The following is a 24879-nucleotide window of genomic DNA, read 5'->3' as shown; positions in this document are numbered from 1 at the left end:
GGCGGGCAGGCGATGCGCGCCGCCCGCACGGCGGCGGCCACCCGAGCGGGTCGAGTACGAGTCGGCGGTGTCGGAATCACGGTCCCGCCCATGGCGATCCACGCGAGCGCCGTCACCGGAGAACTCGAGCTTCTCACCGCTGGCGCTGCGAAAGCTGTAGACCGGGCGGTAGTCCCCGGACGGAGACGGGTCGGCCGAGGGATCCCAATTGGAGCGCGACTGTCCGGCCCAGAGATCGGGATTCGGTGCGGCCCAGCCATCGGAAGCGGGTGTGGCGTTCCAGGCCTCGGGGGCGCACTGTCCGGACTCGGGTGCGTCCCATGCGGTCTGGTTGTTCCAGTCGCCGTTCGCGTCCCACTGGGGCTGCGCGTTCCACTCGGGCGCAGCGGAGCCCCAGCCCGATTCGGGCTGACTCGCGGCGCCGTGCGCGTTGGGGTCCCAGGACTGACGGGCGCCCCACTCACCGTGCTCGACGTTCGAGCGGGTGCCGTGGGGGGTGTCGAAGTTGGTTGCGCCACCGAGGTTCTCGGATTCCTCGCGGTACCGATGGCCGTGGCGAGCGCCGTGTCGCGAGGGGAAGAGATCGTCACTCATATGCGCTGGTCCAGAGAGTTCTGCGAAGCCGACGCGCCGTTCGTGCCGAGAATTCGGCTGGAACGGCTCTCTACCTGCGGAGCGTGGTGCTGCGTCAAGCCTGCCGTCCTCCTGTCGTGACCGGGTTGTGACATCGACCGCATCGACGGTAACGAAACGATTGCGGGTCAGCAAGCGATGGAGGGGGTTCGACACGCGCCTGTGACATTCATCACCTTGTCGACGGGAATCTACTCACTGTGCTCGGGGTAACCAAGTGAGCTATTTCCACTACTGCTCGTAGTAGATATTGCCCCCCTGCGGGATTCGCGTGGTCTACCTGGCTCGCCGCCAACAAGCTACTCGCGAGTAGCATTGAGCAGGGGTTTTGGGAGCGCGGAGACGGTACCGTGACCTGCGCCACTTAGGCTGTATGCGGCTGATTTCGGCTCCGTGTGACTGATTAGAGTCCGACCCGACCCGCTGGCCCACCGAGCGACCTGCAAGCAGTCGCTACGGGCCGACCACGGGCCACCAACACAGACGTTGTCACAACAACGCAAACGAGACGGTGAGTACATGGATCTCTTCGAATACCAGGCGAAGGAACTCTTCGTGAAGCACGGAGTGCCTTCGTCGGAGGGCCGCGTCACCGACACGGCCGAGGAAGCGCGTGCGATCGCGGAAGAAATCGGCAAGCCGGTCATGGTCAAGGCTCAGGTCAAGGCCGGTGGACGTGGCAAGGCCGGTGGCGTGAAGTACGCCGCCACCCCGGATGACGCCTTCACCCACGCTCAGAACATCCTGGGCCTGGACATCAAGGGCCACATCACCAAGAAGGTGCTCGTCGCCGAGGCCAAGGACATCGCCTCCGAGTACTACATCTCCTTCCTGCTGGACCGCTCCAACCGCACGTACCTGGCCATGTGCTCGGTCGAGGGCGGCATGGAGATCGAAGAGGTCGCGGCCACCAAGCCCGAGCGCCTCGCCAAGGTGTCCGTCGACGCCGTCAAGGGTGTCGACCTGGCGTTCGCCCGCTCGATCGCCGAGCAGGGCCACCTGCCCGCCGACATCCTGGACGCGGCCGCGGTGACCATCCAGAAGTTGTGGGAGGTCTTCATTCAGGAAGACGCCACCCTGGTCGAGGTCAACCCGCTGGTCCGTACCCCCAACGACGAGATCCTGGCTCTCGACGGCAAGGTCACCCTGGACGAGAACGCCGAGTTCCGGCACGCCGATCACGCCGCCTTCGCGGACATCGACGCGACCGACCCGCTCGAGCTCAAGGCCAAGGAGAACGACCTCAACTACGTCAAGCTCGACGGTGAGGTCGGCATCATCGGCAACGGCGCGGGTCTGGTCATGTCGACCCTGGACGTCGTCGCCTACGCCGGCGAGAACCACAACGGCGTGAAGCCGGCCAACTTCCTCGACATCGGTGGCGGCGCCTCGGCTGCCGTCATGGCCGCCGGTCTCGACGTCATCCTGGGCGACGCCCAGGTCAAGTCCGTGTTCGTGAACGTCTTCGGTGGCATCACCGCCTGTGACGCGGTCGCGAACGGCATCGTCGGCGCGCTGAACACCCTGGGCGACGACGCCAACAAGCCGCTGGTCGTGCGCCTCGACGGCAACAAGGTCGAGGAGGGTCGCAAGATCCTCGCCGATTTCAACCATCCCCTGGTGACTCTCGCCCAGACCATGGACGAAGGCGCCGACAAGGCCGCCGAGCTCGCGGCCAAGTAAAGGACACGAACCAATGTCTATCTTCCTGAACAAGGACAACAAGGTCATCGTCCAGGGCATCACCGGCGGCGAGGGCACCAAGCACACCGCGCTGATGCTGAAGGCCGGCACCAACGTCGTCGGTGGCGTGAACGCCCGCAAGGCCGGCACCACCGTGTCGCACGTGGACAAGGACGGCAACACCGTCGAGCTCCCCGTCTTCGCGTCCGTCGCCGAGGCCATCGAGAAGACCGGTGCCGACACCTCGATCGCGTTCGTGCCGCCCGCCTTCTCCAAGGACGCCATCATCGAGGCCATCGACGCGGAGATCCCGCTGCTCGTGGTCATCACCGAGGGCATCCCGGTGCAGGACTCCGCGTACGCGTGGGCCTACAACGTGGAGAAGGGCAACAAGACTCGCATCATCGGCCCGAACTGCCCCGGCATCATCACCCCGGGCGAATCGCTGGTCGGCATCACCCCCGCCACCATCGCGGGCAAGGGCCCGATCGGACTGGTCTCCAAGTCCGGCACCCTGACCTACCAGATGATGTTCGAGCTGCGGGACTTCGGTTTCTCCACCGCCATCGGCATCGGCGGCGACCCGATCATCGGCACCACCCACATCGACGCCATCGAGGCGTTCGAGAAGGACCCCGAGACCAAGCTGATCGTCATGATCGGTGAGATCGGTGGCGACGCCGAGGAGCGGGCCGCGGCCTACATCCAGGCCAACGTCACCAAGCCGGTCGTCGGCTACGTCGCGGGCTTCACCGCTCCCGAGGGCAAGACCATGGGCCACGCGGGCGCCATCGTCTCCGACGGCGCGGGCACCGCGCAGGGCAAGAAGGAGGCCCTCGAGGCCGCGGGCGTGAAGGTCGGCAAGACCCCGTCCGAGACCGCCGCCCTGGCGCGCGAGATCCTCGAGAAGGCCAGCATCACCGCCTGACCCGTTGCGCCTCCCCGGATATTCAGCGCCCGGCTGAGAGCCGTCGGCGTGGGGAACGCGTGGTGCGGGTGGGAGCGGCAGCTATTTCGGGGGTGCCCGGGGAGTTACCCGGATCTCACGAAATCAGTTGTCGCTTTCCCTGATTCGAGAATGAAGGCCGCCTATCGAATTCGATAGGCGGCCTTCGCCGTTTCACAGCGGGTTCCCAGGGGTACCTCCGAACGCGCGGCGAGCTCGGGTTCCGGGTGCGAAACAGGCATTGCGGTCCGGCGTCGGTCGGTGGCACGTGGTGACCCCGGCCGTCAAGTGCAGTAGCGTCGTGTGAAGTTCGTGAACGCTTCGATAGGAGACGACGACATGTCATACCCGACCGGGGGCTCGGGATACAACGGGCCCGCGCCGACACCCTCTTCAGGATCCGGCTACGGCTCGCAGCCTTCGGGCGGTCCCGCTGCAGGGTCGAGTGCGACGGCCGCGGGCAAGGGCCTGCCTTTCTTCCTCACCGTGGGCGTCGCCGCCCTCGGTGTGCTCACCTTCCTGCTGGGGTTCGCGCCCTATGTCGGCATCGAGGGGATCGGTTCGGATCACACCTCGAGCCTGTTCTCGGGCCCCGGCGGCGGCGCGGTCGTTTCGCTGCTGCTGTTCGCGGGCCTGCTGGCGGGTCTGTCGCTGCTGCCGAAGCAGGACTGGCTGGGAGTCGCGGCCGCGGCCTCGCTCTCGGGATTCCTCGGAATCCTGTTCGGCTCCTTCGCTCTCGATGATCTGTACTCGCTCAAGTGGGGCGGCTGGATCATCCTGTTCTTCTCCTTCGTGCAGGCGGTTCTCGCGGTGCTGGCGGTGCTGTTCCAGTCCGGCATCATCAAGGCGCCGGCGCCGAAGCCCGCTGCGGCACAGAGCGGTTACGGCCAGCAGTTCGGTCAGAGCGGTTCGCAGTTCCCGCAGCAGGGTTACAGCCAGCCGAGCCAGTACGGCCAGCCGGGCCAGCCGCCCGCGTTCGGCCAGCCCTCCCAGCAGGGTGGCCAGCAGGCCGGTGGTCAGCAGGGCTACGGCACCGGTTCGCAGTACCAGCAGCAGGGCTACGGCCAGCAGCAGCCGGCCGGATACGGCACCGGTTCGCAGCCGACCTACGGTCAGCAGCAGCCGTCCTACGGTCAGCAGCAGGGTGGCTTCGGCCAGCAGTCGTACGGCACCCCGCAGGGTGGCGACGCCGCGACCCAGCATTTCGGCAGCCCGTCCGCTCAGCGTCCGGCACAGCCGTTCGGTGGCGAGCAGGCTCAGGATCCGGCCCAGGACGCGACCCGCGCCTTCCGGCCGGGTCAGGACGACAACAAGTAGGTCGCCCGCGTCTCGATGTGAGCACGGCCCCCGGTGTGACACCGGGGGCCGTTCCCTTTCCGGGACACCTGGATTCGCTGTCCGCTGCCCTTGCCGCGTGACTCGGCTCCCGCGCGATTCGACCGCCACCGGTCCCGATCGCGCGCCGCCGACCCGATTCGACACGCGTGACCGCGCTGCCGGGGACCTTTGCTCCCGTCCTCCGCGCGGCGCGCCTGACCCTTTGGTTTCCGAGATGCTGCCACGCTGGTTGTCCATGAGTGCCCCGAAGACTGCCCTGGCTCGCCTGAGCGACCTCGATCCGCGCGATCGGGCGCCGCGGGGGCCGGTGCGCGGGAGTCGCGGTGGGGGCGGCGGTCGCGGCGGCGGTGGGGGCGGTGGATTCGGGTCGCTGAGTCCCGAGCGCGCCCGGGTGCTGATGATCGTCGCCACCCGTTCGGCGGGCATCCTCATGCTGGTGATCTGCGCGCTGGTGTTCGGCACGCTTTTCGCGGCGGGCAGCGGGATGGACGGCGCGGCCGGGGCCGTGGCCGGGAGCTGGCTTGCGGTGCACCAGGTTCCGCTGGTGATCGGCAAGACGTCGATCGGGCTGTGGCCGTTGCTGCCGACCGCGCTGCTGCTGTGGCTGGTCGCGCGCGACTGTGCCCGCGCGGCCGAACCGGACTGCACGCGAACCGATCTCGGCTGGATCGCGGGCGCGGCGGTGGCGGGGCCGCTGCTGCTCACCGCGATCTGTCTGGCGGTGGCCGACGACGCCTCCTCGGTGGTGGCGCTGCAACCGCCGAACACCCTGTCCGCGTTCGCCTGGGTGATCTGCCTGCATCTGATCGCGGCGGCCGTGGGCATCGGCTCACAGCACTGGCGCGAATTCACCGATCTGCTGCCAATTCCCTTGCCGCGCTGGGTGATTCCCGGGCTGCGAGTGGGTCTGCTCTCGGTGGGCCGACTACTGGCAGCGGCGGGTGCGGTGGCCCTGATCTCGTTCCTTGTGCACTTCGCGCGCATCGGCGACACCTTCCACTCGGCCGGGAACTTCGTCGGCGTGATCGGCCTGACCCTGCTGTCGCTGGCCTACCTGCCGAACGTGCTCGTGGACGCGGCGAGCGTGCTGCTCGGCGGTGAGACCCACATCGGCGCGGGATCGCTGAGCCTGTTCGACATCGAGGGCGCGCCGGTGCCCGCGGTGCCGCTCGCCGCGGCGGTCCCGTCCGGCCCGGCCGCGGCGTGGTGGATCGTGCTGCTGCTCGTCCCGGCGGCGGTCGGCGTCCTCGGTGGCCTGGACTGCGCCCGCACCACCGACGACGACGCGAGAGCGCCCTGGGCCACGCTCGTCTCCGCCTTCGCGGCGACCCTGCTGCTGGCCCTGCTCGGCGTGGCGTCCGGGGGAGACCTCGGCACCTTCGGCTGGATCGGCCCGAACGTGGTGCTGTCGTTGGGTCTGGGCTTCGCCTGGCTGGCGGTGGCCGGTTATGTGGGCCTGCTCGGCGGGCGCTGGTTCCTGCCCGCGGCCGCCGCCGGCGCGGTCGGGTACGCGAAGCACGCCGATGAGGACCACGAGTACGAGACCGACGATTACGACGACGAATACGCCGAGGAAGACGACGGGTTCGCGCAGTCCGCCGAGTACGAGGAAGGCGAGTACGACGACGCGGAGTACGAGGACGGCGAATACGAGGACACCGAGTACGAAGACGGCGAATACGAGGACGTCGAGTACGAGGACGAGGACTACGACGGCCCGCACGGCGAGGTCGAGGTCGACGGCGAACTCCTGGACGAGCAGGACGACGAACCCGTGGTGTCCGCGCAGTCGCCGCGCTCGTCCGAGGATGATTCGGAGATCCTCGACGCCGAAGTCGTCGAAGGTGACAACTGATTTCGTGAGCGCCGGGTTCGCGCGGACCGGACAAGGCGCTGAATTCGCGGTGAAGCGGGGAAGCTAGGCTCTAGGGCGGTGGGTATCACCCGCCGTCCTCTTTTCCGATCCGACATACAGGGAGTAGAGCGCTGACGCCCACGCCCGCCCCGCTGCTGCCGCCGACCGCCCCCGCGACCGTCGTCGTGCTCGCCTCCGGAACCGGTTCGCTGCTGCGCTCACTGCTGGAGGCGACCCGTGCGCCCGGCTATCCCGCGCAGGTCATCGCCGTCGGGGTCGATCGGGAATGCGCGGCCACCGACCATGCCGCCGCCTTCGACGTCTCGACGTTCGAGGTCGCGCTCGGTGACTTCGCGAACCGCGCCGAATGGGATGTCGCGCTGACCGAGATGGTCGATATGTTCCAGCCGGATCTGGTGGTGTCGGCCGGGTTCATGAAGATCCTCGGCCCCGCCTTCCTGGGGCGTTTCGGCGGCCGGATCATCAATACCCATCCCGCGCTGCTGCCCGCGTTCCCGGGCGCGCACGGGGTGCGGGACGCGCTCGCGTACGGCGTGCGGGTCACCGGTTCCACCGTGCACCTGGTGGATTCGGGCGTCGATACCGGGCCGATCCTCGCGCAGGAGGCGGTCACGGTGCTGCCCGATGACGACGAGGCCGCGCTGCACGAGCGCATCAAGGTTGTCGAGCGTCGGCTGCTGGCGGAAGTAGTCGCGGCCGTCGCGAACCGAGGCATTGTCTCCGATGGACGAAAGGCAGTTATCCCAGATGAGCGAGTTCTCCGGTGAGTGAGCGCAGCGAAGGAACCACCGTCCCGGGTGAGCGCAAGCCGATCAAGCGGGCACTGGTCAGCGTCTACGACAAGACCGGCCTGATCGAGCTGGCCACCGGCCTGCACGCCGCGGGCGTGGAGTTGGTCTCGACCGGTTCGACCGCGGGCAAGATCGCCGACGCGGGCATCCCGGTCACCAAAGTCGAAGACCTGACCGGATTTCCGGAGACCCTGGACGGCCGGGTCAAGACGCTGCACCCGCGCGTGCACGCCGGCATCCTGGCCGACACCCGCCGCGCGGAGCACGTCGATCAGCTCGTCGAACTCGGTGTCGAGGCATTCCAGCTGGTCGTGGTGAACCTCTACCCGTTCACCGAGACGGTCGCCTCGGGCGCGAGCGTCGATGAATGCGTCGAGCAGATCGACATCGGCGGTCCGTCCATGGTGCGCGCCGCGGCCAAGAACCACCCGTCCGTCGCGGTGGTCGTCTCGAGCGGTGACTACGGTCGGGTGCTCGAGTCCGTGCAGGCCGGTGGTTTCACCCTGCCGCAGCGGACCGCGTTGGCCGCCAAGGCTTTCCAGCACACCGCGACCTACGACGTGGCCGTCGCCAGCTGGATGACCAGCGTCGCGGTTCCCGCCGCCGGGGTCGAGGAGAGCTCCGAAGGCGAAGGCGCGCAGCTGTTCCCGGAGTGGATCGGCGCGACCTGGAACCGTGATTCGGTGCTGCGTTACGGCGAGAACCCGCATCAGGCCGCCGCGCTGTACACCAGCGAGGCCGGTCCCGCGGGCCTGGCGCAGGCGACGCAGTTGCACGGCAAGGAGATGTCGTACAACAACTACACCGACGCCGATGCGGCCTGGCGTGCCGCGTACGACTTCGACGAGCCCGCCGTGGCCGTCATCAAGCACGCCAACCCGTGTGGCATCGCGGTCGGCGCGGATATCGCCGAGGCGCATCGCCGGGCGCACGCGACCGATCCGGTCAGCGCGTACGGCGGCGTGATCGCGGCCAACCGTGAGGTGTCCGTCGAGATGGCCGAGCAGGTCGCGGAGATCTTCACCGAGGTCATCGTCGCGCCCGGTTACGCCAACGGTGCGGTGGAAGTGTTGCAGCGCAAGAAGAATGTGCGCGTGCTCGTCGCGCAGCCGGCGCAGCGCAAGGGCGCGGAACTGCGCCCGGTCAGCGGCGGCGTGCTGCTGCAGCAGCGCGATGTCCTCGACGCCGAGGGCGACAGCGCGGCGAACTGGACTCTCGCCGCCGGCGAGGCCGCCGACGAGCGGACCCTGGCCGATCTCGAATTCGCTTGGCGCGCCTGCCGTGCGGTGAAGTCGAACGCCATCCTGCTGGCCGACGAGGGCGCTGCCGTCGGCGTCGGCATGGGGCAGGTCAACCGGGTCGATTCCTGCAAGCTGGCGGTCGAGCGGGCCGGTGAGCGGGCCAAGGGCTCGGTCGCCGCGTCGGACGCGTTCTTCCCCTTCTCCGACGGTCCGGGGATTCTGGTCGCCGCGGGTGTGCGCGCCATCGTGCATCCGGGCGGTTCGATCCGGGACAAGGACACCATCGAACTCTGCAAAGAGGCGGGCGTCACCCTGTACCTGACCGGGTCGCGTCACTTCGCACACTGAGTGATCGCACTGAGTGATACCGGGCGGGAACCTATTTCGCCCTGATCGGTAGTAACGAAGAGCCGGTGTGCGCTCGCGCGAGCGAGTGCGCACCGGCTCTTTCTTCTTCGCCGAGAGTGGGACTTTCGCTCCTCGGTGGCCGAGATCAGTTGGCGCTGACGACTTTACGATCACCCAGCGGGGCCTTCAGCGGGATCTCCAGGCTGCCGAAGACGGCGATCATGGTGCACATCTTGCCCACCGCGCTGGGCAGCGTGCCGCCGCGCAGTTCGACGGTCACCGTGGAGTCGGTTTCGGTCGTAGTGGCGTCCACGCCATAGCATTCCGGCGATCCGGTCTGGAAGTTCACCGAGATCTTGTCGGGCGCTACGCGAGTCCAGCTGTCGAACACGATGGGGTGCGGGCTGACGATGCTCGGGTCGGCGGTGAAGGTCCGGCCGATGCTGCCGCCGGTGGCCTCGGTGGGGCCCGCGGCGGTGGTGTCGCCGGCCGACGTGGTGGAGGATTTCGACTTGTCGCCGTTGGAATCCGAGTTTCCGCAGGCCGCGACGGAGACGCTGAGAAATGCGATGGCGGTGGCTGCGAGTAGACGGCGGCGACTGTTCGCGTACATGGCGACCACCCTAACCGCCGGACCGGTCGGCGCAGTTGTGACGCCATAGCGAACATCCAGCGACAGTGAGCCAAATTATCCGATCTCACGGCGCGTAATCCCAGCGGTGACCGGGCAGGAGCACGTAGCCTCGAACGAGATGTGCGAATGCAGTTCCGTGCCATCGACTTACCTGTAGTTTTCCCCTTCGGAAAGGACCCACCGTGGGCGACTCGTTGAAAGTCGGCGAAGAACTCGGTCTCGGGGAGGCGCTCAAAGGCGGCGCTTACTCTTTGACTCTGCAAGATGACGGCAACCTCGTGTTGTCCGAGCCCAGCGGCAATGTCGTGTGGGCCTCCGGCACCAATGGCAAGGGCGTCAAGCGCGCGACCCTGCAGGCTGACGGCAATTTCGTGCTCTACAAGGACGACGGCGCCGAGTGGTCCACCGGCACCGACGGCAAGGGCGCCGATCGCCTCGTCGTCCAGCCGGACCGCAATGTCGTGCTGTACGCCGGCGACGGTAGCTCCGTCTGGTCCACCGGCACCAACACCGACAACCCGCTCGAGGCCCCGGAGGAGCCGGTCACCCAGGCCGCCGCCGTCGAGGACGCGCCCCCGCCGCCGCCCCCGGCTCCGGCCGCGCAGACCTACACGGTCGAGCCGGGCGACACCCTGTGGGCGATCGCCGAGCGCTTCTACGGTGACGGCAACCGCTACCAGGAGATCGCCAACGCCAGCGGCATCGACAACCCGGATCTCATCAACCCGGGCCAGGTCCTCACCATCCCGTGATCTGAGCGCCGGGCTCAGGCCCACCGTGCTCGGGGCACGTCCCCGGACAAGTCAGCAGAAGCGCCCCCGGTGTGAAAACACCGGGGGCGCTTCGTGCTTCGCGGGAAAGCATCGCTCAACAGTGCTCAGCGTCAGCAGTGTCCTCCGGTCGCAGTGTTGTCCGGGGGCAGTGCCGACGGTTGCAGTGTTGTCCGGGGGCAGTGCCGACGGTTGCAGTGTTGTCCGGGGGCAGTGCCGATCAGTCGCAGTATTGCCCGGTCGCAGTGCCGCCTGGTTGCAGCGCGGCGGGCTCGCGAGCGGGACCACCCGATTCACCGCCCGGGATCCCGCCCGCTTTCGCGAGCTTCGGGGGATTCTCTCCTACCTGCACGCATCGGGCCCCAGATGTGTAAACATCTGGGGCCCATGGTTTTTCACTCCACGAGTGAACGAGCCCTACCGGCTCGTGAACGGCAGCAACGCCATTTCGCGCGCGTTCTTCACCGCGACGGCGACCTGTCGCTGCTGCTGCGGGGTGAGGCCGGTCACTCGGCGGCTGCGGATCTTGCCGCGGTCGGAGATGAACGTGCGCAGCAGGTTCACGTCCTTGTAGTCGACGGTCTCGATGCCGGCCGCGATGAGTGGATTCTTCTTGGGGCGACGGGCCTGCTCGGCTCGGACCTTCTTCGACGGTGCTCGCTTCACTGCCATGTCAGCGGTTCCTTACTCACAGATCTGTGGATTTCTACCAACTCGATTTGTGTACACCGGGCAATTCGCCCCGGTGGGCCATCTCGCGTACGCGTATTCGCGAGAGCCCGAACTTCCGGAGGTGACCGCGCGGGCGTCCGTCCGCGGCGTCCCGATTGCGCAAGCGTACCGGACTGGCATCGCGCGGCAGCCGGGCCAGGGCGGTCTGCGCCGCCACCCGCGCCTCGTCGGAACTGGAGGGTTTGCGGATGATCTCTTTCAGTTCCGCACGTCGCTCGGCATAGCGCGCGACGATCTCGCGGCGCTCGTCGTTCTTGACGATCTTCGACTTCTTGGCCATGTCAGCGGTCCTCGCGGAAGTCGACGTGCCGGCGCACGACGGGGTCGTACTTGCGCAGCACCAAGCGGTCCGGATCGTTGCGCCGGTTCTTGCGGGTGACGTAGGTGTACCCGGTCCCGGCGGTGGACTTCAGCTTGATGATCGGGCGGATATCGGTCGATTTCGATGCCATGTGAGGCCCCTTCAGATCTTCTCGCCGCGGGCGCGCAGCCGCGCGACGACCGCTTCGATGCCGTCGCGGTCGATGGTCTTGATGCCCTTGGCGGAGACCCTCAGCGTGATGCGGCGGTCCTCGGCGGGCAGGTAGTAGGTCTTGCGCTGGATGTTGGGGTCCCAGCGCCGGTTGGTTCGCTTGTGCGAATGTGAGACGGACTTGCCGAAGCCCGGCTTGCGGCCGGTGACCTGGCAGATAGCCGACATGGGGCACTTCCTTCCAGTGTTGCTGCATATGACAATCGTTTTCGACAACGAAGAAATTCCAATGTACGCTGAGCCCTCGGTAAATGAAAATCGTTGTCGAAAGGGGGATCGGTGATGTCCCATCCCATGCCGCATCCGGCGCATCAGCCCGACTCGGCGGCCGGGTTCGATCGCCGCACGCCCGTGCTGGTGCTCGCGGGACTCCCCGGCCGCGCCGCCGACGGCGTCGAGGCCGCCGCGCAACTGCTGAGCCAGGAGCCCGGCACCGTCGTGGTCCGCCACGACCTGCGGGAGCTGCGCGAAGGCGTCGTACGCCGGACCGTGCGGCTCGACGGCCGAGAAACGATCTCGGTCCTGGAGCTCGCGCACGGTTGCGTGTCCTGCACACTCCGCAAGGACCTGCTGCCGTTCCTGTGCCTGCTGGCTCAACGTGATTCGGTCCGCCGCATCGTGCTGGCGCTGGATCCGGCCTTCGAGGCGGACGCGGTGTGCCAGGCCATCGCCGACGTGGTGGTGAGCGGTGTCGTCGGCCGGGTCGACGGTCCGGCCGGGAACAACGTGCGCATCGAATCGGTGCTGGCCTGCCTCGACGGCCGGGACTGGCTGGCCGACGCCACCGGTGACGAGACGCTCGCCGAACGGGGGCACGCCACCACCGACGACGACCGGACCATCGCGCAGCTGGCGGTCGGTCAGGTCGAATTCGCCGACGCACTCATCGGTTTCGACTCCGGAGCCGATCCCGAGGTGCGGATGCGGACCGGCGCGGTGCTCGCGCGCCTGGCGCCGGCGGCGCCGATCGCCTGGACCGACGAGCCGCGCACCCTGACCGCCGCCGATCTCACCTGGCTGTGCCGCCGCGTTCCGGCGAACGCGCGCCGCGGCGAGGGCTTCGATCCGCATGCCTCACTGCTGCGCGGGATGCCCCCGCTGGAGCCGGATTGTGGTGTCACACTGCTGGAATTCGCCACCGATCGGCCGTTCCATCCGGAGCGGCTGCACTCGGCGATCGACGTCCTGCTGGACGGTGTGGTGAGTGCGCGCGGGCGGGTGTGGCTGGCCACCCAGCCCGGGGAAGTGGTGTGGCTGGAGTCCGCCGGTGGGGGGATGCGGATCGGCGGGGCCGGAAAGTGGCTGGCCGCCATGACTTCCGAGGAACTCGAGCAGGTCGATCCGGAGCGCCGGACCATGGCCGCGCTGCGCTGGCACGAGCACTTCGGCGATCGGCACACCTCGATGGTGGTGCTGGTCCACGAGGCCGACGCCCAGGAGATCCGGCACGCCCTGCACTGGGCGCTGGTGGACGAGGACGAACTGCGCCAGGTGCGGTTCGCGCCCGAGCGGGTCGCGCTGTGGGAGGACCCGTTCGGTGATCAGCACGAGGAACCGTGCGACACAACGAAATCGACTCCGGTGTCCGGTGACGGCAACACCCGGAAGAACGAAAGGTGATGCGATGAAGCCAGGAATCCACCCCGATTACCATCCGGTCGTCTTCCAGGACGGCAGTACCGGAAAGCAATTCCTCACGCGATCGACCGCGGTCTCGGATCGAACCGTCGAATGGTCGGACGGCAATACCTATCCGCTGCTCGTGGTCGACGTGACCGCCGATTCGCATCCGTTCTGGACGGGCGCGCAGCGACTGCTCGATACCGCGGGACGGGTGGAGAAGTTCGAACGCCGCTACGGCAAACGCGTACGCGCCGGTAACAATTCGACCGATCGACAGGAGAACTGAGAGATGGCTGTCCCGAAGCGGCGGATGTCGCGATCGAATACCCGCAGCCGCCGTTCGCAATGGAAGGCGACCCCGCCGGATCTGGTGCCGGTCACGGTTGCCGGTGTGGTGCGGCAGGTTCCGCGCCGCCTGGTGCGGGCGGTGCGCAGCGGTCTGATCGACCTCGACAGGATCTGATCGCGCGCGGCCGCCGCGGTGCGAGAGGCTCGGGGGTCCGGCCCCCGGGCCTCTCGCGTCTCCGACCGGGAGACGAGCCCGTGAAGTGGCTCAGCCCGCCTTGGTCTCGAGGTCGACCAGGGTCGCCGCGAGCCGGAAGAATTTGTTCTTGCCGAGGTCGGCGATGGTCTTCACACCGAGGGCCTCGAGCAGTTGGGTGTCGTGCTTCTCGGTGAGGCCGGCCAGAGCCGACGGCGGCGCGGCGAGAATCTCCGCGAGTTCTTTGCCTTCATAGGCCTTGTCGAGAGCCTTGTCGAGTACCACGCTGACGGCCACGGAATGCCTCCTGGGTTAGAGCATGATGGGACATGGCCGACGATAGCGGGAAAGTGGCTGCGTCACCATAGATCTGCCGATGTGTTGCTCGTCTGTGCGTCGGCTGTGAACCGGTCGCCCGGTGATGTGAAGGGTTTGAAAAAGTCTTCTCAAAGTTGTGAATTCGTGCCCTTGCGACGGTATTCTCGTGCACTGAGGGCGGGTTCTTCTGAATACAGAAGAACCCGCTCATCGCCACTTCAGGGGGCGGTTCACCGACCTCATCGCCGACGCGTGCGGCGGCACATCCCGCTCGCACATCCCTCGCGCACAAGGCATTTGCGACAGCGCCGTACTAAATCCGGCATTTCAACCAAAACGGCTGTCCTAGACCTCTATCCGGTCGTCCGATCCGGCAATCTGTCCGCTTTGAGCGACTTTGGTGGAATGTCCGTTAGGGCCCTCGCCCCAGCCGGGCAGCGGCAGGTCGGGAAGCAGCTGTTCCAGCTTCGCCAACTGTTCGGCCACCACGGTGGCCGGACCCTCGATGAGCGAGAAGGGGAACGGCCAGTGCCGACCGGACAGACGTGCGACCTCGTCCGACAGCTCGGCGGTCGTCGCCTCGAGGTCGCTGACCTCCGTGCGTAATTCGTCGATGCGGGTCAGCGCCGCGCCGAGCGCGTCCACCACGGTGCGATGGTGGCCCTGCGCGTCGTCACCGAGCTGTGGCCAGCCCGAGAGTCCCGGGCCGCGCAGCTGCGTCTGAATGTCGCGCAGAATTTCGTCCTGTTCGGGCGTCAAGTCTGCTTCCTCCTGTTCGAAATCCCACTGGCCGAAATCGAGTCGATCGGTCTCGTTCACGTCGCACTCGACGCCGTCCACGTACACCTGCCGGCCGGTCTGCAGGATCGACCGGCGTGGCTCGAGATTCGCGCCGGACCAGGCGATGGTCTGCCACGCCCAGGTCGCGGTGCCGGCGTCCAAGGCCCGGCTCAACGGCCAATACCCGCCGTAGATGCCGACATTCGCGCGACCGATCACGGTCGCGGCGCCGTCGAGGTAGGCGTTGATCGGCCCCTGCTGCTGCGGGGTGGCGTCGAAATCGGCGGAGAAGTAGATCGGGCGGTCCGTGCGGCCGCCGCACCGCAGCACCTGCGCCTGCGCGGCCCGCGCGTCGGTGACGCCGGCGCCGAAGCCGTCCAGCATGCGCGCCGCGGTGGTCTCCCAGTTGGACACGATCGAAACACCGTGTGCGCGTAAATCGTCCGCCTCGGCGGGCGTGAGGAGTTTGCCCGGCAGGCTCGGCCCGCCCGAAGACAGATAGCGCACCACGAAATCGAAACCGGCCGCGCGGATCGCGCTCGCGGCGGGACGGCCTGCGGCGTAATCCAGCCCGAAACGCATGACACCCACTGTAATTCGCCCGGCGCGGCGGCGGGGAGGCAATCGATAAGTCCGATTCCTGCCGAAAGACCTCAACTTGGGCGAAGCCCTCTCGCACCTGTACCAGCGTGGTTGACTGGCCGCCACAGGAGACCGCGACAACCTTTTTCGCATGGTCGGGGTGGTTCGACCGGGACGGTCGAGATGTGATCGGCCGCAACCGGACGCAGGCATGCACGAGTGGCGGCCGGCTCAGAGCCGGTGCCGAAGTCGCGGAGAGGCGGAACGAGACGAGGAGGACCGATGCCGGTACGCGGTGACGCGTGGCCCCCTGGCACACCGTGCTGGATCGATTGCCAGGTCGACGACCCGGTCAAGGCGGGTGAGTTCTATTCGGAACTCTTCGGCTGGGACATCCGGGGCGGCGGCGAGGAGAACGGGCTGTATCTCATGGCCCTGCGCGACGGCCAGGCCGCCGCGGGGATCGGCCCGAAACCCGAGGCGGGCGCGCCCTCGGCCTGGACCACCTACTTCGCGGTCGACGCCGCCGATGCCTGCGCCGAGCGGATCACGGCGGCCGGTGGGCGAATGCTGGTGCCGCCCTTCGACGTCATGGAGTTCGGGCGCATGTTCGTGGCCGCCGATCCGGCCGGTGCGCCCTTCGCGGTGTGGGAGGCGCGGGCGCACAACGGCGCGGCGGTGCACAACGAGCACGGCGCGTACATCTGGAACGATCTGCACACCGGCGACTTCGAGGCGGCGAAGACGTTCTACGCCAGGGTGTTCGACTTCACCTTCACCGAATTCGACGATCCGGCACTGGCTTACGTGGCGTTCACGCCGCCCGGCCGGTCCGAGGCGGTCGGCGGCATCAGCGACGACACCGTGAACGGCGAACTCCCGGGACCGCCCTACTGGCTCAGCTGGTTCCAGTACGACGGCATCGACGAGGGGCTCACGCGGGCGGCCGAACTCGGCGCGACCGTGCTCGTGCCCGCCGAGGACGGTCCGTGGGGCCGCATGGCGATCCTGGCCGCGCCGCAGGGCGAACCGTTCGCACTGCTGGAGCCGAAACAGGTCTGAGCACCGCGCGGTGTCCTGACATGCTCTGCGCCGCCACATGATTCGGGCCGGGTCGCCATGGCGACCCGGCCCGGGGTACGGCACGCACTGCGTGCCGAAGTGGTGATCAGCGCACTGATTGTGCGGGCCGCGCGCCCTGCTGTGCCGCCGCGTTCTGCGACGCCACCGCCAGCGAAGGGCTGTGTGTGGCTTCGGGATCGGCGAGGACCGGCGCCTGCCGGGCCTCGCGCCGGTCGGGGGCGACCAGGATGGCGGTGATCGGAATCGTGAGCGCCATCGAGCCGACGATGAAGAACGGCACGAAGAAGTCGAAGAGCGCCTGGCCCTCCGGTGTCGCGGCGGTGCCGTTGAGGTGGACCTCGAGTCCGGTCAGCCCGGCGTAGTGCATGCCGAGCACCAGGATCGCGTACGCGACGGCGCCGGCCATCAGGATCGGCACCGAGCGCGCCGTGAGGCTGAACCACAGCATCAGGGCCGAGAGCGCGAGTGCGATCACGTACACCGCGACGAGCGAGACCACACTGCGATCGGTGCTGCCCTGCACCTGAATTCCGGACAGCAGCAGCAGGTGTGCGGTGCCGATTCCGGCCGCCATCACCACCGCGCCGATGCCGAGCCGGATCCAGTTCACGGACCTGCCCGCGATGACCAGCGCGGCCAGCACCGCGACGCCGGACAGCACGGTGAACACCGTGGTCAGCACGGTGTCATAGCGCAACTGCCCGCCGCGCATCTCGAAGCCGAGCATGGTGATGAACACCGGCATGGCCACCCCGACGCCGCCGATGGAGCTGGCCGCGACGAACACCCAGACCAGCCGGAATCGGGCTGTCACCGATTTGGTCGATTGGCGGATGCAGGCGAACCCGCAGGACGCCCCCGCCACCGAGACGATCAGTGCCAGACCGATGACCCAGTAGCCCATCGAGAAGTAGATCACCCAGAACCCCTGCCTTCTTTGCGCGTGCGTCCTACTTCACGCGTCCATCGTCCCGAGCTGCCGAATTCCTAGCCGCGCCGGGCTGTTTCGCGCTGCGCGGCCATCAGCCGTTCGATCGCGTACTCGGTGACCGCCGCCAGTGCCCTCCGCACCTCGACGGGATCACGGGCGTCGATGTCCACGATCGGCACGGTGTCGCGGACACTGAGCGCCTCGCGCAGTTCCGCGACCGGGAAGCGGGGCGCGTCCGGGAAGCGGTTGACCGCGATGAGGAACGGCAGCGACTTGGACTCGAAGAAGTCCACGGCCGCGAAGCTGTCCTCGATGCGCCGGGTGTCGACCAGGACCACCGCGCCGATGGCGCCCTTGATCAGGTCGTCCCACATGAACCAGAAGCGGCGCTGTCCGGGCGTGCCGAACAGGTACAGCACCAGGTTCCCCGGCAGGATGATGCGCCCGAAATCCATGGCCACCGTGGTGGTTTCCTTGCCGGGCGTGGCGGCGAGGTCGTCGACGCCGTCCGACATGCCGGTGACCATGGCCTCGGTGCGCAGCGGCACGATCTCGGTGACCGCGCCTACGAAGGTGGTCTTGCCCGCGCCGAAGCCACCGGCCACCACGATCTTGGTCGAGGCCACGCGGACCTCTTCGCCCGGCCGCGGCGGGTATTGCGGTGCGATCGCGTTGCCACCGCCGGGGTAGCCCGGCGCGCCGCTGTAGCCCCCGCCGTCAAAGGGCCCGGAGTCCATGCAGAGTCCTCTCCATCAGGGATCGGCGCTCGTCGACGCTTGCCTGGTCGCTCAAAGTTGAATGCACACGCAGGGTTCCGGCGACGACGAGATCACCGATGACGACCCGGATCATGCCGAGCGGACGCTGCAGGTGGGCCGCGATTTCCGCGACCGACAGCCGGGCGGTGCCCATCCGCAGGATCTCGGTGCGAACGTCACCCGCGGGCCAGTCGAAATGCGCGGTGTAGGAAAGGGTTTCGACGACCGCCTCGAGCGGCAGTTCGACCGCCGGCTCGGTGCGGCCGGAGGTCAAGGCATAGGGGCGAACGCGTGTCGGCGGCCGGCCACCGCCCGCCCCATTGGGAGTGCTCATGTTCGCCTCATCAGGCAGTGCGGGCGGTGGCCTGAACCACAGACCCGACCCGGTCGACCAGCAACGCCATCTCGTAGCCGATCCGACCGATGTCGTGCTGCTTGTTGGCCAGCACCGCGAGGTGCGAGCCGTTGCCGACGGTCATGACCAGTAGGTAGCCGCGTTGCATCTCGACGATGGACTGCATCACCTTGCCGCCCTCGAACAGCTGGGCCGCACCCGCGGACAGGCTGGCCAGTCCGGCGGTGACCGCGGCCAGCTGCTCGCCGCGATCGGCCGGTAGGTGCGGGCTGGTGGCCTGTAGCAGACCGTCGGCCGAGACCAGGACAGCGTGCGAGACGCCCGGAACCTCCCGGGTGAATCGAGTGACCAGCCAGTTCAGATTCTCATCTGTCGTGGTGCGCTGAGTGTCGGTCATGCATGCCCTCCGTCGTTGTACTGGGAGTCGGCCCGTCCGGAGCGGACGCCGCTCAGATGCCTGGTCAGGCTGTTGCGGATCTCGTCCGGATTCAGGGGGGCGCTTTCGTCTTCCTGCGTCACCGCGCCCGGCACGAGCTGCGCGCCCGGCCTGCGGATCGGAAGCCCACCCTGGGTGCGGTCGGTGGTGGCCGGATTGGCGGCCTCCTCGGCCGCCGCCCACCCGGCGTCCGAGGACGACGACCAGGCCGCGCCGGACTGGCCACCCGCCGCGGGTTCCACCAGCCACTCGGAAACCATTCGCTGATAGATCGGGGTCGGCGCCTCGCCGACCGGGCGCAGCCCGGGCTGCGGTGCACCGGGACGCTGCTGCGCCGCGGGCGCGGCGGCGTCACCGCGAGTGCTGTTCGCGCCGTTGCCGTTTCCGGCGGGAGCGGCACCGCCGTTTCCGGCAGGGGCGAATCCACCGTTCCCGGTATCGACGTTGTCCCCACGGAACGAGCCGGTGACGTAGGAACCGTTCGCGGGAGTGCCGCCGTTTCCGGTGCTGCTCCCGGCCCCGGCGCTCACCGGTGTTCCGCCGCCGAACGCGCTGTAGCCGTTCTCGAACGAGCTGCCGTAGCCGTCTTCGCTACCGCCGCGGTTGCCACCGGCGGGAGGCACGGTGTCGGGCCGCTGATCGGCCTGTCCGCCGTTGCCCCAGAAGTCGACCTGCGGTTCCGGCTGTGCCGCAGCCGTTTCCGGCTGCGGGGTGACGATGTTGTAGACGCTGGTGTCGGTCGAGTCGCTGAACGCGTCGGTGAATCCGTCGGAGAAGCGATCGAACTTCTCGCTGCGGATCTCCGAGTACACCGGCTGCTCACCGGTGTCGCCCGGCGATTTGCGTTGCGGCAGTCCCGAACTGGTGACGCCGAAGCGTCCGGTGTTCGGACCGCCGGCCGAAACCGGTTCGGGCTGGTTCGGCAGGTTCGGCACCGGCATGAGCCGCGGCGGCGTGATGGCGGGCTGCGGTCCGGAGGCCGCTCCCGCTCCGGCGGTCGCCACGCTGGGCGAGATCGGCAGTGCGGCGGTGACCGGGAACTGCCCGGTGTTGTCCCCGCCGCGATCCGGCGCGGGCGAGACCAGGGTGCCCGGCAGATGCACGCTCGCGGTGATGCCCGGCTGCTGCACCATCGCCGAGGTGCGGCGCAGGCTGACGGTGATGTTGTGCCGCTTGGCGAGTCGGCCGACGACGAAGAGACCCATGCGGCGGGCCGTTTCGACATTGACCTCGCCACCGGAGGCGAGCCGGTCGTTGATCGACTGCAGGTCTTCGGCGTTCATGCCGAGGCCGCGGTCGGTGATCTCGATCAGATAGCCGCCGTCCACCGCGCGTGCCACCGAGACCGCGACCGGGGTCGAGGGCGGGGAGTAGCGCAGCGCGTTGTCGATCAGCTCGGCCAGCAGGTGCTCGATATCGACGGCCGGTTCGCCGGCGACGATGCCGTCGGGCACGGTGCCGATCTCGACGCGCTGGTAGTCCTCCACCTGGGAGACCGAGGACCAGAGCATGTCCGACAGCGGCACCGGCGCCAGATGGCCACGGCGCAGCGCGGTTCCGGCCAGCACCAGCAGGTTGTCGCCGTTACGGCGCATGCGGGTGGCGAGGTGGTCCAGACGGAACAGGCTCTGCAGGCGTTCGGAGTCGTCCTCGTCGCGTTCCAGTTCCTCGATCAGCGTCAGCTGCTGTTCGACGAGCGATTGGCTACGGCGGGAAAGGGTCTCGAACATGCTGCCGATCTGCAGGCGCAATCGCGCCTGATCGGCGGCGAGGTGCAGCGCCTGGGCGTGGATGTCGTCGACGGCTCGGGCCAGCTGGCCGATTTCCTCGGTGGTGTGCACGTCGACCGGCGTGATGTCGGGCGTGACGCCACCGGCGCGCACGAGTTCCAACTCCTGCGGCAGGTCGATGTGCGCGACCTGCAGCGCGTCGCGCCGCAGGCGGCGAACCGGGACGACCAGCGAGCGGGCCACCACGAGGGCGATGGCCAGACCCGCGAGCAGCACGCCGATCACCAGCGAGGTGTCACGGAGCACGTTGTTGCGCGCCTCGGTGGTCAGCACGCCCAGCTTGGCGTCCATCGAGGCGGAGACCCGCGTGACTTCTTCGGTGTACGCGTCGACGCTCTTGCGCAGCGAATCCTGCATCACGGGCAGCAGGCCCGGATCCGGGATGCCCTGCATCAGAATGCCGATGCGGGTGCTCGCGGCGTCCTTGAGCACGTCCGCGTTGGCCGCGTCGCCCGGGATCAGGCCGCGATAGACCTCGATCATGGTGAGCTCGGCGCCGATGGTGGTGAGCAGTTTGGTGCTCAGGACGGGGTTCTTGCTTCCGTCCGGAATAGCGAGCATGACGCGTTCCTGCGTCAGGGTCGATCGTGCGGCCAGCGCGGAACCGAACTGCAGGAACGACTGCTGCACGCGCATATCGCCGATCGAGGGCGAACTGGCGAGCGCGGTCTGAACCAGAGACGAGACTTCCGCCGCCTGATCCCCGAGCGCCTGGGGAGAACTGGAGCGCAGACCGTTGCGCATGGTCTGGGCGCTGGTGACGGCCTGGCTCACCTGCTTGGTGATCGCCGGATCGAGATTGGTGACCCGCAACTGGGATTCCAGTTTGGCGACGGCCTGATCGAACTTCGTAGTGGCGGTGGCCATGGCGGGGCTGGTGTCTTGACTGCCCCAGTCCGAGATGGCGGTGACCGCGAGATCGTCTGTGGTGGTTATGAAATTAACGATTGGCATCAGCACTTCGGACTGATCCGAACCCGCACCGAGCTTCGAGAGAACCTGCAACTCGGAGTTGATTCGCAGAACCGCGAAGGTTGCGGCCAAGAGCACCGGCAGGACCAGCACGATGCCGACCTTGCGGGTTACGGGCCAGTTGGACAGGCTGAATTGCCAAGACCGAGGGGCAGCTTCCATCCCGCTTCCGTCGCCTCCGCTTTCAAGAAGTGACCCCCGGGTCTTATGCGGTTGTACGGCTTTGGGGCAGATACCCGCGCGGAACCAACTAGAGGTCTTTTTGTACGGCCTGCAACATACCGCGTGAGCTGAGTAACGGCAATTCGAGCAACTCGTTGTAAGAGACTCCGAATGCGGCGTTGCCACAACGTGTTTCGAACAGCGACAGGTGCGCACACGAAGGCTTTCCGGAGGACTCCGTGAAACACGCAGGTCACCCGCCCAAGTCACTCGGCGTGTCGAAGTGACCCTTCTCAGTCACCTCTCAGTCGCTGTGGGCAGACTGGAAGCCATGCGCATTCTGGTAGTCGACGACGACAGGGCGGTTCGCGAATCCCTGCGTCGTTCGCTGACCTTCAACGGGTACACGGTCGATCTCGCCGTCGACGGTCTCGATGCCCTCGAGAAGACCGCCGGTCAGCGCCCTGATGCCCTGGTTCTCGATGTGATGATGCCCCGCCTGGACGGCCTCGAGGTGTGCCGTCGGCTGCGCAGCACCGGCGACGATCTGCCGATTCTGGTACTCACGGCGCGGGATTCGGTGTCCGAGCGGGTGGCCGGACTGGACGCGGGCGCCGACGACTACCTGCCCAAGCCCTTCGCTCTGGAGGAACTGCTGGCCCGGTTGCGCGCCCTGCTGCGCCGCACCACCGTCGACAACGCCGAATCGTCGGAGACCATGACGTTCGGGGACCTGTCGTTGGACCCGGTCACGCGCGAGATCTGGCGCGGCGAACGGCAGATCAGCCTCACCCGCACCGAGTTCTCGCTGCTGGAGATGTTGATGGCCAATCCGCGCCGGGTGCTCACCCGCAGCCGCATCCTGGAGGAGGTGTGGGGCTACGACTTCCCCACGTCCGGCAACGCCCTCGAGGTGTACATCGGCTATCTGCGCCGTAAGACCGAGGCCGAGAGCGAACCGCGGCTCATCCACACCGTGCGCGGCGTCGGTTACGTGCTGCGCGAGACCCCGCCGTAGGGATCGGGCTCGTGGGTAGAACCGTTCCACGACGTCCGGTGGTCGCCGGGCTCGCGCAACAGCGTGGCGAGGCGGTCGAACTCCGGCCGCCCATGCCGCTGACCAGGTCGGTGTCGCTGCGCTGGCGGGTGACGCTGCTGGCGGCCTCGGTGGTGGCGGTGGCCGTCGCCTTCACCTCCATCGCCGCCTACGCGATGGTGGCGCGCTCGCTGTACGCGGATGTGGATTCGCAATTGCGCGCGCGGGCGTCGCTGATGATCGACAACAACTTCGACAGTCTCGGCTTCCAGTCGATCGTGCTGGCGGGGCTGTACTCCAACGACGTCGGCGTCGCGCTGATCTTCCCGGACCTGTCGCCGTACGTCCCGCCGCAGACCACGAATCCGCCTGTGGGCACACAGGAATTGGCGGTGGCGCGCGGTGAGATCGATTCCTCGCTGCGCACCGTCGACAATCAGCGGGTGCTGGCCCGGCGCACGCATTCCGGTTCCACCCTGGTGGTGTCGCAGCGCCTGCAGCCCACCCGGGAGGTGCTCGACCGGCTGGCGTGGCTGCTGTTCGTGGTCGGCGGCTGCGGCGTCATGCTGGCCGCCGCGGCCGGAACCGCGGTGGGGCGCACCGGTTTGCGGCCGATCGCCCGGCTCACCGCCGCCACCGAACGCGTGGCCCGCACCGACGATCTGACCCCCATTCCGGTGACCGGCGACGACGAACTCGCCAGGCTCACAGAGAGTTTCAACGCCATGCTGCGCGCGCTGGCCGAATCCCGGGAGCGGCAGCGAAGATTGGTGGCCGACGCGGGTCATGAGCTCAAGACGCCGCTCACCTCGTTGCGCACGAACATGGAACTGCTCATCGCCTCCTCGCGTCCGGGCGCACCGCGCATCCCGGACGAGGACATGGCCGAACTGCGCTCGGACGTGATGGCGCAGATCGAGGAATTGTCCACGCTGGTGGGCGATCTGGTGGATCTGGCGCGGGAGGACGCACCCGACACCACCTACGAGCAGGTCGATATCGGTGAGGTGGCCGAGCGCGCGCTCGAGCGGGCTCGCCGCCGGCGCACCGGCATCGAGTTCGAGGCGCAATTGCGACCGTGGTTCGTCTACGGACACGAGGCCGCACTCGAGCGGGCCATCCTGAACGTGCTCGACAACGCCGCCAAATGGAGCCCTGCGGGCGGAATCGTGTCGGTCCGCATGCAGGAGTCCGGACGCGGCCTGCTGGAGTTCACCGTCGACGACGCCGGGCCCGGCATCCCGCCCGCCGAACGCGAACTGGTCTTCGAGCGCTTCTATCGGACCACGGTGTCCCGCTCGATGCCCGGTTCCGGCCTCGGCCTGGCCATCGTGAAACAGGTGGTGACCAAGCACGGTGGCACCATCACGATCGACGGTTCCGAACGCGGCGGCGCGCTGATCCGTATCGTTCTGCCTGGCGAAGGTGTACCGCCGGCGGTCCCTGGGACCTGAGCCGACCCCACAAGGGGTGCTCGGCACGGAAAAAGCTCGGCGAAATGCAAGCACGGTCTCAGTCCACTCTCAGTCGTCACCGCCAGGCTTGGCACGAGACTCGAGGAGAAGCGAGAACATGACCGAGGATTCGAAGACCGACGGCCCCGGCGCCGACGAGCCGCAGGGCAACCCGCAGGGCGAGCAGCCCCAGGCACGGCAGCCCGCGCCGTCCGAGGCGCAGCCGGACACTCCTCGCCTCGCACGGCGAGAGCCCGGCGCCGAGGCTCAGGAACCCGCGTCGCCGTTCGACGGCTTCGCCGCCCCGGGCGCGGGGGAGTCCGGCACCCATCAGTACGGCGCGACTCCCTCGGAGCACAGCGCGACGCCGCCCGAACAGCACAGCGCGACGCCGCCGGAACAGCACAGCGCGACGCCCGCGAGTCAGGGCGGCGCCGCGGCGGGTTTCGGCGCGGCACAGGCTGCGTACGGCGCGCAGGCGGGCCACAGCGCAAGCCAGTCGAACCAGCCCGGCTACAGCGCGACCCAGCCCGGGTACGGGGGTGGTCAGTCCGGCCCCGGCGCGAGCCAGGCCGGTTACGGCGCCGCGCAGAC

The 24879-nt window shown here is 68.0% G+C and carries 26 protein-coding genes; 13 read left to right on the top strand and 13 right to left on the bottom strand.

All coding sequences use genetic code 11. The features are described 5' to 3' along the window. A partial coding sequence (locus tag NJ1_RS23930) for a hypothetical protein (protein ID WP_157574181.1) occupies positions 1-594 on the bottom strand: 594 nt, incomplete at its 3' end. 558 nt (positions 595-1152) lie between these two features. Here NJ1_RS23930 and sucC point away from each other — a divergent pair. From sucC to purH, 6 genes are all read left to right on the top strand, one after another. Further along, positions 1153-2316 (top strand): ADP-forming succinate--CoA ligase subunit beta, encoded by a 1164-nt coding sequence (sucC, locus tag NJ1_RS23925; protein WP_067698151.1) that lies wholly within the window; start codon positions 1153-1155, stop codon positions 2314-2316. A gap of 13 nt (positions 2317-2329) precedes the next feature. Next, on the top strand, positions 2330-3244 hold the full coding sequence (sucD, locus tag NJ1_RS23920; RefSeq protein ID WP_067698149.1) for a succinate--CoA ligase subunit alpha: 915 nt from the start codon (positions 2330-2332) through the stop codon (positions 3242-3244). Positions 3245-3601: 357 nt separating this feature from the next. Then, positions 3602-4579, top strand: a complete 978-nt coding sequence (locus tag NJ1_RS23915) for a DUF5336 domain-containing protein (RefSeq protein ID WP_067698146.1) — start codon at positions 3602-3604, stop codon at positions 4577-4579. 256 nt (positions 4580-4835) lie between these two features. Continuing rightward, positions 4836-6455 carry a cell division protein PerM gene (locus NJ1_RS23910; protein WP_067698144.1) on the top strand — a complete coding sequence of 540 codons (1620 nt, stop codon included), beginning with the start codon at positions 4836-4838 and terminating at the stop codon, positions 6453-6455. Between the two features lie 155 nt (positions 6456-6610). Then, positions 6611-7243, top strand: coding sequence for a phosphoribosylglycinamide formyltransferase (gene purN / locus NJ1_RS23905; protein ID WP_067698142.1), 633 nt, complete (start codon positions 6611-6613; stop codon positions 7241-7243). Next, positions 7240-8856, top strand: coding sequence for a bifunctional phosphoribosylaminoimidazolecarboxamide formyltransferase/IMP cyclohydrolase (gene purH / locus NJ1_RS23900; RefSeq protein WP_067698140.1), 1617 nt, complete (start codon positions 7240-7242; stop codon positions 8854-8856). Before purN ends, purH begins: the two co-directional genes overlap by 4 nt. A 145-nt stretch (positions 8857-9001) precedes the next feature. On the opposite strand, the gene NJ1_RS39350 is transcribed toward purH, so the two are convergent. Further along, positions 9002-9469, bottom strand: coding sequence for a hypothetical protein (locus NJ1_RS39350; protein ID WP_067698138.1), 468 nt, complete (start codon positions 9467-9469; stop codon positions 9002-9004). Between the two features lie 203 nt (positions 9470-9672). Here NJ1_RS39350 and NJ1_RS23890 point away from each other — a divergent pair, with 203 nt between their 5' ends. Further along, positions 9673-10242, top strand: coding sequence for a LysM peptidoglycan-binding domain-containing protein (locus tag NJ1_RS23890; protein ID WP_067698136.1), 570 nt, complete (start codon positions 9673-9675; stop codon positions 10240-10242). A gap of 435 nt (positions 10243-10677) precedes the next feature. On the opposite strand, the gene rpsR is transcribed toward NJ1_RS23890, so the two are convergent. Genes rpsR through rpmB form a run of 4 tightly spaced genes read right to left on the bottom strand, consistent with a single transcriptional unit; the run spans position 10678 to position 11692 of the window. Next, positions 10678-10932, bottom strand: a complete 255-nt coding sequence (rpsR, locus tag NJ1_RS23885) for a 30S ribosomal protein S18 (protein ID WP_011211513.1) — start codon at positions 10930-10932, stop codon at positions 10678-10680. Positions 10933-10966: 34 nt separating this feature from the next. Beyond that, positions 10967-11272: a 30S ribosomal protein S14 gene (gene rpsN / locus NJ1_RS23880; protein ID WP_067698134.1), complete on the bottom strand. Its 306-nt coding sequence runs from the start codon at positions 11270-11272 to the stop codon at positions 10967-10969. Between the two features lies 1 nt (position 11273). Beyond that, positions 11274-11444: a 50S ribosomal protein L33 gene (rpmG, locus tag NJ1_RS23875; RefSeq protein ID WP_067698132.1), complete on the bottom strand. Its 171-nt coding sequence runs from the start codon at positions 11442-11444 to the stop codon at positions 11274-11276. Positions 11445-11455: 11 nt separating this feature from the next. Continuing rightward, positions 11456-11692, bottom strand: a complete 237-nt coding sequence (rpmB, locus tag NJ1_RS23870; protein WP_067698129.1) for a 50S ribosomal protein L28 — start codon at positions 11690-11692, stop codon at positions 11456-11458. A gap of 114 nt (positions 11693-11806) precedes the next feature. On the opposite strand from rpmB, the gene mrf reads away from it, so the two are divergent. Genes mrf through rpmF form a run of 3 tightly spaced genes read left to right on the top strand, consistent with a single transcriptional unit; the run spans position 11807 to position 13610 of the window. Next, a complete protein-coding gene (mrf, locus tag NJ1_RS23865) occupies positions 11807-13144 on the top strand; it encodes a ribosome hibernation factor-recruiting GTPase MRF (RefSeq protein ID WP_245717558.1) in 1338 nt (445 codons plus the stop codon). A gap of 4 nt (positions 13145-13148) precedes the next feature. Beyond that, positions 13149-13433, top strand: coding sequence for a type B 50S ribosomal protein L31 (locus NJ1_RS23860; RefSeq protein WP_067698125.1), 285 nt, complete (start codon positions 13149-13151; stop codon positions 13431-13433). A gap of 3 nt (positions 13434-13436) precedes the next feature. Further along, the gene (gene rpmF / locus NJ1_RS23855) at positions 13437-13610 is read left to right on the top strand and encodes a 50S ribosomal protein L32 (RefSeq protein WP_067698123.1); all 174 of its coding nucleotides are present in this window, start codon (positions 13437-13439) and stop codon (positions 13608-13610) included. A gap of 90 nt (positions 13611-13700) precedes the next feature. Here rpmF and NJ1_RS23850 read toward each other — a convergent pair whose 3' ends face one another. Further along, positions 13701-13925: a hypothetical protein gene (locus tag NJ1_RS23850; RefSeq protein ID WP_067698121.1), complete on the bottom strand. Its 225-nt coding sequence runs from the start codon at positions 13923-13925 to the stop codon at positions 13701-13703. A gap of 366 nt (positions 13926-14291) precedes the next feature. Continuing rightward, positions 14292-15308: a DUF1906 domain-containing protein gene (locus NJ1_RS23845; protein ID WP_169813192.1), complete on the bottom strand. Its 1017-nt coding sequence runs from the start codon at positions 15306-15308 to the stop codon at positions 14292-14294. 282 nt (positions 15309-15590) lie between these two features. On the opposite strand from NJ1_RS23845, the gene NJ1_RS23840 reads away from it, so the two are divergent. Continuing rightward, on the top strand, positions 15591-16370 hold the full coding sequence (locus NJ1_RS23840) for a VOC family protein (protein ID WP_067698117.1): 780 nt from the start codon (positions 15591-15593) through the stop codon (positions 16368-16370). A 106-nt stretch (positions 16371-16476) separates the two neighbouring features. Here the strand turns inward: NJ1_RS23840 and NJ1_RS39345 are convergent, their stop codons facing one another. The 5 genes from NJ1_RS39345 to NJ1_RS23815 form a co-directional block, all read right to left on the bottom strand. Then, positions 16477-17310: an MHYT domain-containing protein gene (locus tag NJ1_RS39345; protein ID WP_067698115.1), complete on the bottom strand. Its 834-nt coding sequence runs from the start codon at positions 17308-17310 to the stop codon at positions 16477-16479. Positions 17311-17378: 68 nt separating this feature from the next. Next, positions 17379-17948 (bottom strand): GTP-binding protein, encoded by a 570-nt coding sequence (locus tag NJ1_RS23830; RefSeq protein ID WP_067698175.1) that lies wholly within the window; start codon positions 17946-17948, stop codon positions 17379-17381. 91 nt (positions 17949-18039) lie between these two features. Next, complete coding sequence (locus NJ1_RS23825; RefSeq protein ID WP_067698113.1) at positions 18040-18414, bottom strand: DUF742 domain-containing protein; 375 nt, start codon at positions 18412-18414, stop codon at positions 18040-18042. Between the two features lie 10 nt (positions 18415-18424). Then, positions 18425-18832: a roadblock/LC7 domain-containing protein gene (locus NJ1_RS23820; RefSeq protein WP_067698111.1), complete on the bottom strand. Its 408-nt coding sequence runs from the start codon at positions 18830-18832 to the stop codon at positions 18425-18427. Next, positions 18829-21795: a sensor histidine kinase gene (locus NJ1_RS23815; RefSeq protein WP_245717557.1), complete on the bottom strand. Its 2967-nt coding sequence runs from the start codon at positions 21793-21795 to the stop codon at positions 18829-18831. Before NJ1_RS23815 ends, NJ1_RS23820 begins: the two co-directional genes overlap by 4 nt. A 331-nt stretch (positions 21796-22126) precedes the next feature. Here NJ1_RS23815 and NJ1_RS23810 point away from each other — a divergent pair, with 331 nt between their 5' ends. Further along, positions 22127-22813 carry a response regulator transcription factor gene (locus NJ1_RS23810; protein WP_067698173.1) on the top strand — a complete coding sequence of 229 codons (687 nt, stop codon included), beginning with the start codon at positions 22127-22129 and terminating at the stop codon, positions 22811-22813. Positions 22814-22905: 92 nt separating this feature from the next. Next, entirely contained in the window at positions 22906-24285 is a 1380-nt protein-coding gene (locus tag NJ1_RS23805) for a sensor histidine kinase (protein ID WP_084478712.1), read from the top strand. Positions 24286-24879 lie beyond the last annotated feature (594 nt).

The organism is Nocardia jejuensis NBRC 103114, from assembly GCF_001613145.1.
Taxonomy (GTDB): domain Bacteria; phylum Actinomycetota; class Actinomycetes; order Mycobacteriales; family Mycobacteriaceae; genus Nocardia; species Nocardia jejuensis.
This window is presented reverse-complemented; position numbering and strand designations above follow the sequence as displayed.

Coding starts and splice junctions, on each gene's coding strand:
- sucC (WP_067698151.1), top strand. CDS start 1,153: ATGGATCTCTTCGAATACCAGGCGAAGGAACTCTTCGTGAAGCACGGA.
- sucD (WP_067698149.1), top strand. CDS start 2,330: ATGTCTATCTTCCTGAACAAGGACAACAAGGTCATCGTCCAGGGCATC.
- NJ1_RS23915 (WP_067698146.1), top strand. CDS start 3,602: ATGTCATACCCGACCGGGGGCTCGGGATACAACGGGCCCGCGCCGACA.
- NJ1_RS23910 (WP_067698144.1), top strand. CDS start 4,836: ATGAGTGCCCCGAAGACTGCCCTGGCTCGCCTGAGCGACCTCGATCCG.
- NJ1_RS39350 (WP_067698138.1), bottom strand. CDS start 9,469: ATGTACGCGAACAGTCGCCGCCGTCTACTCGCAGCCACCGCCATCGCA.
- rpsR (WP_011211513.1), bottom strand. CDS start 10,932: ATGGCAGTGAAGCGAGCACCGTCGAAGAAGGTCCGAGCCGAGCAGGCC.
- rpsN (WP_067698134.1), bottom strand. CDS start 11,272: ATGGCCAAGAAGTCGAAGATCGTCAAGAACGACGAGCGCCGCGAGATC.
- rpmG (WP_067698132.1), bottom strand. CDS start 11,444: ATGGCATCGAAATCGACCGATATCCGCCCGATCATCAAGCTGAAGTCC.
- rpmB (WP_067698129.1), bottom strand. CDS start 11,692: ATGTCGGCTATCTGCCAGGTCACCGGCCGCAAGCCGGGCTTCGGCAAG.
- mrf (WP_245717558.1), top strand. CDS start 11,807: ATGTCCCATCCCATGCCGCATCCGGCGCATCAGCCCGACTCGGCGGCC.
- NJ1_RS23860 (WP_067698125.1), top strand. CDS start 13,149: ATGAAGCCAGGAATCCACCCCGATTACCATCCGGTCGTCTTCCAGGAC.
- rpmF (WP_067698123.1), top strand. CDS start 13,437: ATGGCTGTCCCGAAGCGGCGGATGTCGCGATCGAATACCCGCAGCCGC.
- NJ1_RS23845 (WP_169813192.1), bottom strand. CDS start 15,308: ATGCGTTTCGGGCTGGATTACGCCGCAGGCCGTCCCGCCGCGAGCGCG.
- NJ1_RS23840 (WP_067698117.1), top strand. CDS start 15,591: ATGCCGGTACGCGGTGACGCGTGGCCCCCTGGCACACCGTGCTGGATC.
- NJ1_RS23825 (WP_067698113.1), bottom strand. CDS start 18,414: ATGAGCACTCCCAATGGGGCGGGCGGTGGCCGGCCGCCGACACGCGTT.
- NJ1_RS23820 (WP_067698111.1), bottom strand. CDS start 18,832: ATGACCGACACTCAGCGCACCACGACAGATGAGAATCTGAACTGGCTG.
- NJ1_RS23815 (WP_245717557.1), bottom strand. CDS start 21,795: ATGGAAGCTGCCCCTCGGTCTTGGCAATTCAGCCTGTCCAACTGGCCC.
- NJ1_RS23810 (WP_067698173.1), top strand. CDS start 22,127: ATGCGCATTCTGGTAGTCGACGACGACAGGGCGGTTCGCGAATCCCTG.
- NJ1_RS23805 (WP_084478712.1), top strand. CDS start 22,906: ATGCCGCTGACCAGGTCGGTGTCGCTGCGCTGGCGGGTGACGCTGCTG.